This is a genomic window from Halopseudomonas sp. (assembly GCF_047631575.1).
In the GTDB taxonomy this organism is placed as follows: domain Bacteria; phylum Pseudomonadota; class Gammaproteobacteria; order Pseudomonadales; family Pseudomonadaceae; genus Halopseudomonas.
Window position 1 is genome coordinate 362,384 of sequence record NZ_JBLIAB010000002.1, and the last position, 13,879, is coordinate 376,262.

14 protein-coding genes are annotated in these 13,879 nt (G+C 53.4%); 9 read left to right on the forward strand and 5 right to left on the reverse strand.

Annotated elements, in window-relative coordinates:
- Window positions 1-107: 107 nt before the first annotated feature.
- Both ACJAXR_RS05740 and ACJAXR_RS05745 read right to left on the reverse strand, forming a co-directional pair.
- Window positions 108-404: a DUF2845 domain-containing protein gene (locus ACJAXR_RS05740; RefSeq protein ID WP_415057291.1), complete on the reverse strand. Its 297-nt coding sequence runs from the start codon at window positions 402-404 to the stop codon at window positions 108-110.
- 80 nt (window positions 405-484) lie between these two features.
- Window positions 485-856, reverse strand: coding sequence for a hypothetical protein (locus ACJAXR_RS05745; protein WP_415057292.1), 372 nt, complete (start codon window positions 854-856; stop codon window positions 485-487).
- A 241-nt stretch (window positions 857-1,097) separates the two neighbouring features.
- Between ACJAXR_RS05745 and ACJAXR_RS05750 the strand changes: the two genes are divergently transcribed.
- The 4 genes from ACJAXR_RS05750 to ACJAXR_RS05765 all read left to right on the forward strand — a co-directional run bounded on the left by ACJAXR_RS05750 (window position 1,098) and on the right by ACJAXR_RS05765 (window position 4,533).
- Window positions 1,098-1,493 carry a putative signal transducing protein gene (locus ACJAXR_RS05750; RefSeq protein WP_415057293.1) on the forward strand — a complete coding sequence of 132 codons (396 nt, stop codon included), beginning with the start codon at window positions 1,098-1,100 and terminating at the stop codon, window positions 1,491-1,493.
- Between the two features lie 176 nt (window positions 1,494-1,669).
- On the forward strand, window positions 1,670-2,140 hold the full coding sequence (locus ACJAXR_RS05755) for a hypothetical protein (protein WP_415057294.1): 471 nt from the start codon (window positions 1,670-1,672) through the stop codon (window positions 2,138-2,140).
- A 527-nt stretch (window positions 2,141-2,667) separates the two neighbouring features.
- Complete coding sequence (locus tag ACJAXR_RS05760; RefSeq protein WP_415057295.1) at window positions 2,668-3,066, forward strand: GFA family protein; 399 nt, start codon at window positions 2,668-2,670, stop codon at window positions 3,064-3,066.
- Between the two features lie 132 nt (window positions 3,067-3,198).
- Entirely contained in the window at window positions 3,199-4,533 is a 1,335-nt protein-coding gene (locus tag ACJAXR_RS05765) for a substrate-binding domain-containing protein (protein ID WP_415057296.1), read from the forward strand.
- Between the two features lie 6 nt (window positions 4,534-4,539).
- Here the strand turns inward: ACJAXR_RS05765 and ACJAXR_RS05770 are convergent, their stop codons facing one another.
- Window positions 4,540-5,991: a bifunctional 2-methylcitrate dehydratase/aconitate hydratase gene (locus ACJAXR_RS05770; RefSeq protein WP_415057297.1), complete on the reverse strand. Its 1,452-nt coding sequence runs from the start codon at window positions 5,989-5,991 to the stop codon at window positions 4,540-4,542.
- A 379-nt stretch (window positions 5,992-6,370) separates the two neighbouring features.
- On the opposite strand from ACJAXR_RS05770, the gene ACJAXR_RS05775 reads away from it, so the two are divergent.
- The 3 genes from ACJAXR_RS05775 (at window position 6,371) to ACJAXR_RS05785 (ending at window position 10,512) form a co-directional block, all read left to right on the forward strand.
- Window positions 6,371-7,045: a hypothetical protein gene (locus ACJAXR_RS05775; protein ID WP_415057298.1), complete on the forward strand. Its 675-nt coding sequence runs from the start codon at window positions 6,371-6,373 to the stop codon at window positions 7,043-7,045.
- 15 nt (window positions 7,046-7,060) lie between these two features.
- Window positions 7,061-9,331: an EAL domain-containing protein gene (locus tag ACJAXR_RS05780; protein ID WP_415057299.1), complete on the forward strand. Its 2,271-nt coding sequence runs from the start codon at window positions 7,061-7,063 to the stop codon at window positions 9,329-9,331.
- A 299-nt stretch (window positions 9,332-9,630) separates the two neighbouring features.
- Window positions 9,631-10,512, forward strand: coding sequence for an EAL domain-containing protein (locus tag ACJAXR_RS05785; RefSeq protein WP_415057300.1), 882 nt, complete (start codon window positions 9,631-9,633; stop codon window positions 10,510-10,512).
- A gap of 63 nt (window positions 10,513-10,575) precedes the next feature.
- On the opposite strand, the gene ACJAXR_RS05790 is transcribed toward ACJAXR_RS05785, so the two are convergent.
- Together ACJAXR_RS05790 and sohB are read right to left on the reverse strand one after the other, a co-directional pair.
- Complete coding sequence (locus ACJAXR_RS05790; protein WP_415057301.1) at window positions 10,576-11,562, reverse strand: YhdH/YhfP family quinone oxidoreductase; 987 nt, start codon at window positions 11,560-11,562, stop codon at window positions 10,576-10,578.
- A 9-nt stretch (window positions 11,563-11,571) separates the two neighbouring features.
- A complete protein-coding gene (gene sohB, locus ACJAXR_RS05795) occupies window positions 11,572-12,591 on the reverse strand; it encodes a protease SohB (RefSeq protein WP_415057302.1) in 1,020 nt (339 codons plus the stop codon).
- Window positions 12,592-12,769: 178 nt separating this feature from the next.
- Here sohB and ACJAXR_RS05800 point away from each other — a divergent pair, with 178 nt between their 5' ends.
- Both ACJAXR_RS05800 and ACJAXR_RS05805 read left to right on the forward strand, forming a co-directional pair.
- Window positions 12,770-13,471, forward strand: coding sequence for a histidine phosphatase family protein (locus ACJAXR_RS05800; protein ID WP_415057303.1), 702 nt, complete (start codon window positions 12,770-12,772; stop codon window positions 13,469-13,471).
- Window positions 13,472-13,528: 57 nt separating this feature from the next.
- A complete protein-coding gene (locus ACJAXR_RS05805) occupies window positions 13,529-13,843 on the forward strand; it encodes an SCP2 sterol-binding domain-containing protein (protein ID WP_415057304.1) in 315 nt (104 codons plus the stop codon).
- Window positions 13,844-13,879: the final 36 nt, after the last annotated feature.

The following is a 13,879-nucleotide window of genomic DNA, read 5'->3' on the forward strand; positions in this document are numbered from 1 at the left end:
TTCTCCTGAATGACCGGTACGGTTATATGAGGTAATTGGGGGCAGATGACATTAAGTTTAGTAGCAAACGTTCATCTGACCCCATTTTTATCTAAATATATATATGGCTATCGGCTTCCCGTTATCTGCACGAGCCGACCATCGATAAATCTCAATTCGTAATTCATACCCGTGTCTTTATATGTCCAATACTCAATCAGTGCGGCACCTTTGACAATATGGCCATATTCATCGACAGACGGATTGGCTTTGTTGCTCGATACAGGTTCACCGCATTTTGTGAGGACATCTTGGGAGAGATCCCCTGTCGAGATTATTCCGTTACTGCAGCGCATCGTCGCGCCATGGGCAGCCATTGACAAAAACAGCAGCAGAGTAGCGAGGAAATACGTAAAACGATTCATACTATGACTCCGTTCTATATAAAACGTGGGACTCTGTTCTCGCTTTGTGTTCTAGCCCATCCTATCGCACAGGCCTTCTGCTACAAATCCAAATATTCCGCGATCAAAAAGGCTTCACCTGGGCCTTCCTGTTTACCGAAATAACTGACAGGCTCGCGGGTATCGTCCTCGATGTAACCCACTTCGCAATCAATGTCATATTTCCTGGCAAGACTGTTAAACAGGTTCACTGGAAAATTGAGGTGAATATTCTTCTTCACCGGCTGACTGATACCCAGCTGCCAGTCCTCGCAATTGTCACTTTCGCAGTCATTGATCAGGGTGACATTGTTGGCTTGGTTGCCATCAACGTACGCCTGCAAGGCTGCTTGAAGCTCCGGCAGGTTCTGTCTTAGTTTCTTCTCCCGCTTTTCTTCAAGGCGGTCACAGGAGACGAGAAGGTATATAAGCATCTGAATTACTCAGGTTAAATTCGTTAACTACTCTACCACAGAGGCATTGGTTTGCTTGGTCGCTCAGGCAGCGAGAAAAAGCTACCTGCAGTTCTTTCGCGCGGTGCTTTACCTGTAAGCCATGCGCGCTTACTTTCTCGGCTCTCCCCTTCTCCGTTGTGGGCTATGTGTTTTCGGTAATGGCTGCGGTAGCGGTATATAGGTATCTGGCGCCTCGCAAACAAGGCGCTACACTACTTGCATGCTAGTAACCGTTTCCCGATACAGCTTCCCCTACGAGGCGCACATAGCCAAATCGCGTCTGGACACAGAGGGTATACCTGCGTTTATCGCCGATGAACACACGATCAATATGCAGTGGCTGTATTCGAATGCATTAGGTGGCGTCAGGCTCCAGGTGCCGGAGCCGTTCGCTGAGAAGGCACTGCAGGTCCTCGACGAGGATCGCGAAAAAGACCTAATTGAAGCGGTCGAAGTCGACGTGCAAATCTGTCCGCATTGCGGCAGCGACGACACCGAATTCCATCAGCTCGGACGACGCTGGGCCTTTTTGATGTTTCTGGGTTTAAATTTCCCGTTGTTCCCCGTCAGGGACGGCGGCAAATGCAACGCCTGCGGTACAATTTGGAAAACATAGCGACCAGCAGCGGAGAGTCTCCGGCGCACGCCGGTTGCGTCTGTCTCCGTCGATTCAGATCCTGCCCTTTGCCTGACCTGCAGAACCAACACTGTACGCCGTGGTCTACTTAGGCACGTTACTTGGACGGCATGTGACATATCCCAGCGACCCGTTTAGCCTCAATAAGGAATCTTATGACCACCACACAGGGCTTTGCTTTAGTCAAAAACCTGATTGCCAAGCTATTTACTATTTTGTTTTTGGGCCTGGCCGTTGCCATTCTGTATTCGCTATTCAGTAATGTGGTGCGGGGTATTGTGAGTGGCGAAGACATCATGGAAATGTTTTTGTCTAGCATCAATACCGGGATTATTGCATTGGCGGTATTTGAGCTGGCGCTGGTCATCAATAAAGAGCATTCCGGCCAAGAGATTAAAAACGATGAAGATGCCATCGCCGGCCTGAGACGAACCGTACCGCGGTTTATAGGAACGGTATGCGTGGCATTATCACTGGAGGGGTTGATTATGGTTATCAAGTACAGCCAGCTGGAGTTGGCTGGTAATTTGATCTATCCAGTGGCCATTATTTCGAGCACTGCCCTACTCTTGACTGCGCTGGGTCTGTTTATCTTTTTGACCAAAGCGCATGAAAAAGACGCTTAAGCCTGCCATATTTGGAACCTCTTACATCAGGCCAATCAACAGCGTCCGAGTGTCTATTTACGTCCGACACAATGGTCATAGCTATCCCGATCGAAACATAGCAAGATGCTCACAACTGCTGATACGCAGTCCTCTCTCTGGCGGCATGGACCTCCATGCTTTTCTCAATGCTGGCTTCTTACCTCACATGACAAGGCGCCATGTGGCGTGAACAGCTGCGTTGACTGGCCATACAGGAGCGAAGCGCAAGAAGCGGTCATGTTCGTAGGCGTTTGATGCTTTATCCACTCAGTTAGAGGAAAAAACCATGTCTAAAGGCCAGGATTCAAAAAAAGCGACCAAAAAGAAACCGGAAAAAACGCTGAAAGAAAAACGCGATGACAAGAAGGAAAAAAAGGCCAGCAAGCAGTAATGTGATACGTCAGTGAATGACCTCTGCTTACCAGCGCGCGAAGCAACTCAAGGGCTTTGTGTTGCCATCGCGCTTGCACCGGATCAGTCACTGACCCTACTGAGGAGATCTTTTAATGGCTCATTCTGGACAGTGTTTGTGCGGCGCCATTCGTTATCGGCTTTCTGGCAACCCACAGTTGGTAGCCTTGTGTCATTGCCGTGACTGCCAGCGCAGCGCCGGTGCCCCCATGGTCGCCTGGGCGATGTTCCCCGAGACCGCCTTGACCCTGACCCAAGGTCAGCCGAAAACGATTAACTCATCCGGCACGGCGATGCGCAGCTTCTGCTCCGATTGTGGCGGTGGTTTGTTCTATCGCAATGCAGAGGTACTACCTGGCATCGTTGACGTGCAAACGGCGACACTCGATGATCCGGACGCCTTACCTCCTGAAGTGCAGATACAGACAGCCGAGCGTTTGGGTTGGATGCAAAATGTGCACGAACTCCCCGAATTCAAGCGATTTCCTGAATAGTAAACGCAGCACATCAATGACGCGCGACCCGAGCGTTAAACAACTTTGACTGCATTGTCATCGGAATATCATCTGAGTAGCTCATCCTCGCCGGGGCTATACCCTGCCCGTCAGATTATATTGAGGTTACCGATGCAGTCAGTTTGCCGTCGAATAATGCACCGCCTGATGTTTGCTCTGGCTTTTGTCCCGGGAGTGACGCCCGGTCTGGCGTTCGCCCACGATCTGGAAATCCATGGTTCCAATACCATTGGTGCCACACTCGCACCCTTGCTGATAACCGGTTTCCTGGAACAGCTGACCGGAGCGCCCGCAACTGCGACCGCCACGGGGACTGAAAACGAGACGGTACTCACAACCATGCGCGGCAGTAAGCCACTGACCGTGTTGGTAGCTGCTCACGGCTCCAGCACCGGCTTTACCGCAATGATGGCCAGCAAGGCTGATATCTGGGCTGCCTCGCGACGCATCAAGGATACGGAAGTCAACGCAATGGCAGGACAGGCTGACATGACCACTGCCGATAGCGAACACATCATTGCCATTGATGGCCTGGCGATTCTGGTTCATCCATCTAACCCGGTCGATCAGCTCAGCATAGAGACTCTGGCGAAGATTTTCGCCGGCGAGATTACCAACTGGTCCGCTTTTGGCGGTCCCGACCTGACGATTCGGGTGTACGCCCGCGATGATCGGTCAGGGACCTGGGACACGTTCAAGGATCTGGTTCTAGCCGGCAAGTACAGGCTGACTGACAAAGCTTTGCGCTACGAGTCCAACGACCAGCTGTCAGATGACATCAGTGGAGATCCGGCAGGCATCGGCTTTACCGGGTTCGCCTCGGTGCGCAGCAGTAAACTACTGGCTATCGCCGACGGAAATGCGCCAGCCCTCAGGCCCAGTGAACTCTCGGTTGCTACTGAAGACTACCCGCTGTCTCGCCGGTTGTATCTGTACACACCGGGGGCATCCAGCAAGCCTTTGGCTCAGGCCTTTATCGACTTCGCCCAGAGCCAAACAGGCCAAGATATTGTGGCCGAGACCGGTTTTTTCTCCCAGAACCCGTTTGCGGTTGATCCGGTGCAGGACGACAGCGTCCCGGACACCTTCAAGCGCCTGACCGAGCCTTATCAGCGCCTGTCCGTGAATGTTCGTTTCACTGAAGGTCGCACACTACTGGACAATAAAGCACAGCGAGACTTACTACGCATCCAGCATTACCTCGGAGAAACCGGCAGGACCGGGAAAGACCTGATGCTGATTGGCTTTGCGGACGAGCAAAGCGACGAGCTTCGTGCCCAGATGATCTCTGAGCTGCGTGCGCTCACAGTCAGCAAGGCCCTGCGAGAACGTGGCACCCTCGTACCGGGACATACTGGCTATGGCCATTCCATGCGAGTGGGCGCGGCTGGTGGAGACAACGGAGCAACGCGCAATGGCCGCGTGGAGGTATGGGTCCGCCGCTGATCGGGATCAGATCAATGACCATAGTGCGCTGAATTCGTGCACGTCCATGTTCGCCAGCCTGTCAGCATCTCCCATAATTTCGATGATTGCCGCAGCTTGGCGGGCGCCAAAATGACCTTTAACAGCCTGCTTGAACTTAGCTTCAAGCAGCGGTATACCTTCATCTCTACGGCGCTGGTGGCCCAATGGATAGTCGATGCTGACCTTGTCGGTCTTGCTTCCATCACTGAAGAACACCTGCACAGCGTTTCCAATGGCCCGCTTGTCGGGGTCGAAGTACTCCTCGGTAAAACGTGGATTCTCCTTGACCACCATCTTGTCGCGTAACGCGTCGATGCGCGGGTCGGCCGCAACCTCGTTCGAGTAAGACTCCGCGGTTAGTTCACCGAAGATCATTGGCACCGCAACCATATATTGAATGCAGTGATCGCGGTCAGCGTAGTTATCCAGCGGACCGGTTTTGTCGATGATGCGCATAGCAGCGGCCTGCGTCTCGATTTCGATTCGATCCACATCGGCCAGTCGGTCGTGCACCTCGGGGTGCAATTTCAACGCGCACTCCAGTGCAGTTTGGGCGTGGAACTCGGCCGGGAAGGCAACTTTGAAAAGCACGTTTTCCATCACGTAGCTGCCGAGCTGGCGTTCCAGCTCCAGCGTCTTGCCTTTGAACAGCACATCCTGAAACCCCCAGCCTTTGGCCGTGAGCACCGACGGATATCCATTCTCGCCCTGGAGTGTCAAGAGTGCGAGCTGCACGGCGCGTCGGCAAGCGTCGCCGGCGGCCCAACTCTTACGCGGACCGGTATTCGGCGCATGGCGATAGGTTCGGAGCGCGCCACCGTCGATCCAGGCCTGACTGACAGCGTTAACTACATCATCGCGCGAGCCGCCCAGCATACGTGTTACCACCGCAGTTGAGGCCACTCGGACCAGCAGTACGTGATCCAGCCCCACGCGGTTAAACGAATTCTTCAGCGCCAGTACACCCTGAATCTCGTGCGCCTTGATCATCGCGACGAGTATGTCACGGACGGTCGGCGGGTTAAGTCCCCTGGGCACGTCCCGGAGGGCAATGTAATCGGCCACTGCCAGAATCGCTCCCAGGTTGTCAGACGGATGACCCCACTCGGCGGCCAGCCAGGTATCGTTGAAATCAAGATAACGTATCAGTACGCCAATGTTGAACGCGCCCTGCACCGGATCAAGCTCGAAGTGCGTACCCGGCACCCGCGCGCCACCCGGCAGATCGGCACCGGGCACCACGGGCCCCAGCAGCTTGCTGCATTCTGGAAAACGTAGGGCTAGCGCCGCGCACGCCAGCGAGTCCTTGAGACAGTAATGTGCAGTTTCCAGCGCCGTGTCGGATTTGATCTCTGTATAGCAGACGTAATCAGCAATCAGCTGGATCAGTGCATCGGGTTCGGGACGTTTCGCGGCGCGAATATCGGTTACGGACATAGTCGGGCTTCCTGTCGAGTTCGGAATCCGGGAGACCCCGTAGTGGATTGGTGCGGCGCCCCAAGAGCCGGCTGCTAGATTGCAGAGTCAAAGGAGTTCTTCCAGTCTATACCGCTTTAGCTGACAACCACAAAGGAGCCCAGACTGAACGTTATGCTTACTGACAACGCGCCATAAGTGCGTTAACGCACAGACCGCGCTTAGCAAAAAAAATGTTAATAACCTATGTTGAGTTTAGAGGTGCCGGATCAAACGGCTCATAGCATGCCTCTGAACTCTATTTGGGAGTAACAAAAAAATGCTACGTCAGGATGCAAGCAAAACGGCCACTGAAGCGTCATCGGGTACAAAAGATATTTACAGCACTATCGTAAACCAGATGGGCTGGGTGGTGTTTTCCGTTGGTGCATTGGTATTACTGTCGTGGTTTTTTGACATCGAAGCGGGAAAAAGGCTTTTGCCTGCCTTTGAGTCGATGAAGTTCAATTCGGCGCTTTGCTTCTGCGCCTGCGGCTTCATTATGCGGCGTAAATCGCAGCCTGCGTCGGCCTCGCCGAGCGATCCAGTCACCATGTTGCTGGCTGTATTCGTATTGGGGATAGCCAGCCTGACGTTGCTTGAGTATGCGTCTGGCTGGCAGCTTGGTATCGACAATCTTATTATTATGGATAAAGTTACGCCTTTAGAAAACTTGCCAGGGCGTATGCCATCAGGCACGGCCCTATGTTTCACCATGATCAGTGCAGGTTGGTTGATCACTGCCCTGCCGATACGCCATACCACTACGATAATGCAAGTACTCGCCCTTGCAGTAATCCTGGTCGGTGGCACTGCGCTGATTGGTTACGTATTCGGCATACAGCACTTCAAACCTCTTATGCTTTCCAAAATAGCTCTGCACACAGCGGCGCTATTTGTGCTCAGCGGCACCGCCATGCTGTTAGCGAGACCGGAAGAGGGGTTAGTGCGCTCCGCTGCCAGCCCCTACGCGGGAGGAAGGTCTCTACGAAGACTGCTCCCTTACATCATTATGACGCCTATATTGACGAACTAGCTAAGCCTCCAGGGAGTGAGTGCCGGGTTCTATACCGAGGCTTTCGGCTTTGCGCTGAGCAGTCTTTCCAGCTTTTTAGTACTGGGTTGCTTAGTCTGGCTGGGCGCAGAAGCTCTCAATCGTGAAGAGGAACGTTACCGCCGTAGCATTGATTCATCTCCTGTAGCAACCATCATGATCGACAAAATGGGCATTATCCGTACGGCCAACCGGCTCGCACACTCGTTGTTTCGGTATCAGGCCAGTCAGATGTTGGGCCAATCACTGGAAAGCCTCATACCTGATCGATTTCGCATGAATTATGCAGGATACCAATACGACTATAAGCTTCAGCCGGAACCACGCATGATCGGCGAAGGGAGAGAGCTTTTTGCCTTGCGTCGAGACGGTACCGAGTTCCGCGCTGAGATCGTCCTGAGCCCGGTACAAAACGCGGATAGCTACTATTTCATGGCGGTCATTGTAGACATCACTGAGCGTGTAGAAGCGCAACAGCAAATCCTGCGCCTCAATCGCATGCATAAAGTGCTGAGCAGCATCAACTCACTGATCATACGGCTGCCGAGCCGTGAAACTTTGTGCTCTGAGACCTCTCGTATCGCTGTGGAAGAAGGTAATCTGTCTGCCGCGGTGTTTGTTGAGCACGACATTAAAACCGGCCAGCTGAAGATGTTTAGTGCCTATGCCGGAGGCAGGATAATTGAGGCTAAACAGCTCTCGGGAACCGAGACGGATGCCATTCGCGAATGCCTACGCACCCACCGCACCGTATTACGTGATGATAAAGCGAATCCGCTTTCAAACGGCAAACCCCTGAGCTTGATATCGACTGGAGTGCAAGCGCTGGCGGCCTTCCCTCTGACATCGCCGGAGCATTCTTTGGAAACGGCCATGGTGCTCTATCAAGGCGAGCCCTTTCTGTTCGATCAACCTGATATGAAACTGTTGCACGAGTTGGCGGGTGATGTCGCATTCGCTATCGCCAATCTGGACAGGCGCCAGCAGTTTGAATATATGATGTACTTCGACAGCGTCACGCAGCTGCCGAATCGATTGCTGTTGGCTGATCGCTTGCAGCAGGCTTTGCTCCAGGCAGATAACAATCAGGGCGTCGTCAGTATTGTGTACATGGACATTGACCGGTTCAAACAGGTCAACGACAGCCTTGGTCATACCCACGGCGATACTGTGCTTCGCACCGTAGCGCAGCGAATCAATGCGTGCGTGGGCAAGGCAGACACGGTCTCACGCTGGGGCGGTGATGAATTCGTTATTCTACTCCCCGGTCAGAACGCCGCTGAGGCATCTTTAGTGGCTACCTGTATAATCGGTGCCCTGCTTTCAGTAATAGAACTGGTTGACGGGCAAGAGCTGTTCGTTGCCTGCAGTATGGGTATTGCAGAATACCCGCGTAACGGCCGGGACATGGATACCCTGATCAATAGCGCCGCCACGGCGATGAGCCATATAAAGGAACAAGGGGGCAATGATTGCCAGCCTTCAAAAGTAGACACCAATGACATATTGAACGATGGCCTGGCACTGGAAACATCATTAAGGCATGCATTAAGGCTCGAGCAATTTCAGCTCTACTTTCAACCTCAAATCAATATTACTTCTCATCAGATAGTCGGTATGGAAGCACTGGTACGCTGGCAGCATCCGACACAAGGTGTCATCTCTCCGGACCGCTTTATTCCCATAGCTGAAAAGACGGGGTTAATCATTCCCCTGGGGGAATGGGTACTCAGGGAAGCCTGTCGTCTCGGCGCGACCATGCCGACACTGACAGTGGCCGTCAATCTGTCCGCCCGACAGTTTCATCAGGAAAATCTTGTCGATGTTATCCGACAGATTCTGAACGAAACCGCTATGCCGGCGCACAACCTGGAGCTGGAGATTACCGAAAGTGCCCTGATGTACGACGTAGAATCTGCAATCGCCAAAATGGAACAGTTGATCGCTCTGGGCGCACGTATTTCTCTAGACGACTTTGGTACTGGATACTCCAGTCTGAGCTACCTGAAGCGCTTCCCCATTCACACACTCAAGATCGACAAGTCATTTATCACCCAGTTGACCACGGATGCTGGTAGCGAAGTAATCGTCAATACAGTCATCGCTATGGCCCACGGCTTAGGACTCAATGTCATCGCCGAAGGGGTAGAAACGGAGGCCCAGCTAGCGATACTCCGCGCACGCGGCTGCGATCAGGCACAGGGTTATCTTTTTGCACGCCCAATGCCCTATCAGGAAGTTGTAGATAAAGTGCGATTAATCACGTGAACCACCGCGAACGCTGATGCTTGAGCCACGGTAATGATCGACAAAAAAACCGGAACGGAACTGGTCAAACAACGGGACATGGACGCACTATTTATAGTGTGTAACGTCGTTATTCACGGATACGTCAGCTGTTCACCGATATTTCGACGATACTCATCCTACGATCCAGAGATGGGTGGCCGTCGCTGCTGACTTTGGTGTGTTTATTGTCCAGCAAGGGCTGGGATAGAACACGCAGGCGCCCGATAATCCAGGCGTCGCCCAAGAGCGCTCACCGAGCAACCGTCTATGCAGCAGTATTGGCCGCTCTGTGGGCGTGGTTGGTCCTGACCTGGCTTCCTGATGCATCACGTACCCAACAAATGGCCATCGCCACCATTGTTACCGGCATGATAAGTGCTGATAGCTTTGTCCGAGCCCGCTGCCCTATGCCCTATGCCAGCATAAGTTATACCTTGATTTACACCTTCGCCGCAGAAGGAGCCCTTTGGCTAACGGGGCAACGGGCTTCCTTGGGCGTGGCATTGCTCGTGTGCATTTATTTACCTATGGTGTTAATCAGCTCCTTGTCCGCTTGGCGCAAGACGACTGAACTGATCGCGGCCAGAGCCAGGTCTGAACGCCAGGAACAATTTCTAGCCATGCGGCTGGGTGGCGATGAGTTTGCAATCGCACTCGGGTCATCCGAAGGGGTTGCAGCGATCGCTGCACTGGCACGCGAGGTAGTCAGTTCCTTGTCGGATCCAAGCATCATTGCCGATCGGCAGTTTCGCGTCAGCGCCAGCGTGGGTTTCACCATGCGCGGCGAAACCCGCTGTAGGCTCGACGACCGACATCTCCACGTACGCCGCCAAGGGGTGAACGTTTCTGCCTCCCAACTGCGGTTTGGTGACTATCTCAAGTCCCTCAAAGACGTGCTGCGTGAATCGGGAACGCAACCAGGCAAGCTTGAACTCGAGCTGACCGAATCCGTCTTGATCGAGGATGCAGAAAAAGCAGTGATTATTCTCAAAAACATTCACAGCACAGGCGTGAGACTGGCACTGGATGACATTGGCACGGGCTACTCGTCCCTGTCTTACCTGCGCCGCTTCCCCTTCGATACGCTAAATAGACCGTTCTTTCGTCACAGAGTTACTGACCAAGATCGATGCCAGAGCCATCGTCAAAATGATTACTGATCTGGCCATCAGGTAATGTGCAGGCGCGCATGAGTACGCGCCTGACTGATGCCTGGAAAGTACTTAAGCCAGATTGACCACCACGCGACCCGTCATGTTACCGCCGAGAATCGTCTGTATCTCTTGTGGCAACTGATCCAGGGTGACCTCACGCTCTAGGTTGTGCAGGTCGGTCTTCCACTGGAAAGACAGCCGATCCCACATGGACGCCTTGACCACCAGTGGCTGCTCGACCGAGTCGACACCCAGCAAGTTCACGTTGCGTAGAATAAACGGCATTACACTGCCCTGAAACTGGGTGCCCGCGGTCAAACCACAGGTAACCACACTGGCTCCGTAACGTAATGACTTCACCACATTGAACAGGATATCGCCGCCTACCGTGTCTACCGCCCCGGCCCACTGCTCCTTGAGCATGGGTTTTTCCTTGCCGGCCTCAAGCTGACTACGCTCGATAATCTGACTGGCGCCCAACCCCTTGAGAAAACCACCTTGGGTTGCTTTACCCGTCGCTGCAGCAACCTGATAGCCGAGACTGGCGAGCATGGCAACGGCGATACTGCCTACGCCGCCGGTTGCACCGGTGACCAGCACTGGCCCTTGGTCAGGCGAAAGGCCTGCCTGTTCCAGTTTGTCGATACACAGCGCAGCAGTCAGACCTGCAGTACCCAGCACCATGCTGTCTCGTAGACTGAGACCCTCGGGCCGTTTCAGCACCCAGGCAGCCGGCACACGAATATATTGACCATAGCCGCCAGCGGTGTTCATGCCTAGATCATAGCCGGTGACGATCACCTCATCTCCAACACTCAGCTCGGGAACCGACGATACTTCAATCACACCCGCGGCATCGATGCCGGGAGTATGCGGAAATGTGCGGGTCACACCCTTGTTACCGGACGCCGACAGCGCGTCCTTGAAGTTCAACGAGGAGTAACGCACACGAATCAATACTTCGCCCGCTGGGAGTTCATCGATGTGCCGCGTAGACACCCGGGAAATGTACTTGCCGTCTTCTTCGCTGACGACCAAGGCCTTGAATTCAGACATGTTTTACTCCTACCAGAAACGCTGATTGTGAAAGCGTGAAATCCAGGTCAACAGCAGACGGTCGATTGTGACCGAGACACCCGCCGACAGCTTGTCCTGAAGCCGCTTGCGCAGCACATAATGCACCTCAAATACGTCGGCTTCATGGACCATACGACTAATGTACTGGTCGCTGGTGGTAATTTCATCCGCCAACGCCATCTCCACAGCTTCGTTACCAAACCATATTTCACCTGTCGCGACTGCGGCGACGTCCAATTGGGGTCGATACTGACCGACGAAGGATTTGAATAGCCGGTGAATGTTCTCCAGATCCTCTTGAAACTTTTCACGGCCTTTCTCGGTGTTCTCGCCGAACAGGGTCAAGGTCCGCTTATACTCTCCCGCTGTGAGCATTTCGTAGTCAACATCATGCTTTTTCAGTAACCGGTTAAAGTTAGGCATTTGCGCCACAACACCAATCGAGCCCAGGATCGCAAATGGTGCGGCCAGTATCCGGGTACCGATACAAGCCATCATGTACCCCCCGCTGGCAGCCACCTTGTCGATACAGACAGTGAGCGGGACACCGGCCTCACGGATCCGCACTAACTGCGAGGCGGCCAAGCCGTATGCATGCACCATGCCTCCACCACTTTCCAGCTTGACGACAATTTCGTCCTTGTCCGTGGCCAGCTCCAGCACCGCGGTCACCTCATGGCGCAAATGATCAAGTGCACTGGCTTTGATATCGCCGTCAAAATTCAAAACGAAAACACGTTTACCGGTTTCGGTCGATTTTTCCCGCGCTTTGGCCTTGGCCTTGCGCGACTTGATCAGGGACTTCAATACCGGTTTGCTGAGCACCGAGTGTTCGAGCTTTTCTGTCATACGCAACAACTGGTCGTTCAAACGGACCACGGTTAGAGTCCCCTCCTCCCGTTTGTTACGCGCCTTGATCGATGCGACCAGTGCAACAATTAAAAATACCACCACAACAAAGGTAAACGCCTTCGCAAGAAACATTGTGTATTCAGCAACCCATTCCACAAGCGCACTCCAGATAGTCACAAATTAGGTGAGGAAATTCAGTCTTCAAGCATACAGGATCAACCAGGAGCTTGGGCGAGGTCGACAGAAAGTTGATTCAAACAAGCGTATGGTTTCTTGTTGACAGCACTGACAGAGGCCCATACCCTCAGGTCTTGTTTTCAAGGCAGGTGACTTCGTGGGCAGCATCTATTTGATCAGGCACGGCCAGGCTTCCCTGGGTGCAAAAAACTATGACGTATTGTCCGATCTGGGCATCAAACAATCAGAACTGCTCGGCCAGTTCGCCCATTCAAACGGGCTGAAATTTGATCGTTCGTATTCAGGTGAAATGCAACGTCAGATAGATACCGGTCGTCACTCGCTGGCTCACATGCCCGGCTCGGGAAGCGAGATCTTGATCGAGCCCGCTTTCAATGAGTATGCGGCAGACGAGGTGATGCGTGTGTACCTTCCGCACCTGGAACAAACTGAGCCACAGGCACGCTACTTCGTCGAGAATGCCGGCCAGTACCGTAAAGAGTTCCAACATGTGTTCAGCAAGGTGATCACGATGTGGATTACCGAGAAGAACGAAGTTCCGGGCTGCGAGCCTTGGTCTGCTTTCGTAGAGCGCGTGAAGCGGGGCCTGGCAAGAGTCACGGAGCAAGCTGGACGTGGCGAAAATATCGCCATTTTTACTTCGGGGGGCACCATTACCGCCGCCCTGCAATTGATCACCGGAATGCCGGCGACCAGCGCGTTCGAGCTGAACTGGCAGATAGTGAATACCTCTGTAAGCCGTCTACAATATGGTAGAAGCAAGATCAGCCTGGCCTCGTTCAACGGCCAGTCGCACCTTGACGTACACCAGCAGCCAGACTCGATAACTTACAGATAACCCACTGCAACAGGCATCTGCCTGTCGCTTTAAAATATCGGAAACAAGGACTTAGACATGAGCAACGTTGCAGAAATCACCAAGACTATGGAAGAAAAGTTCAACCCTGCTGCCGCTGCAGGTCTGGACCTGGTATTCCAGTTCAATATCGAAGACGACAACAACTTCAACGTCACCATCAAGGACGGCGCCTGCGCTATCGCACAAGGCGATGCGTCTGCTCCTAACGTGACCCTGATCATGGACAGCGAGACCCTGCAGGGCGTTATGAACGGCGAAACCGATGGCATGCAGGCATTCATGGCCGGCAAGTTGCGCGCCGAAGGTGACATGATGTTGGCGCTGAAGCTGGGCGAACTGTTCCCCGCGTAAAGCAAAAGCTGCACAAAAGACCGGAGCCATTGCTCC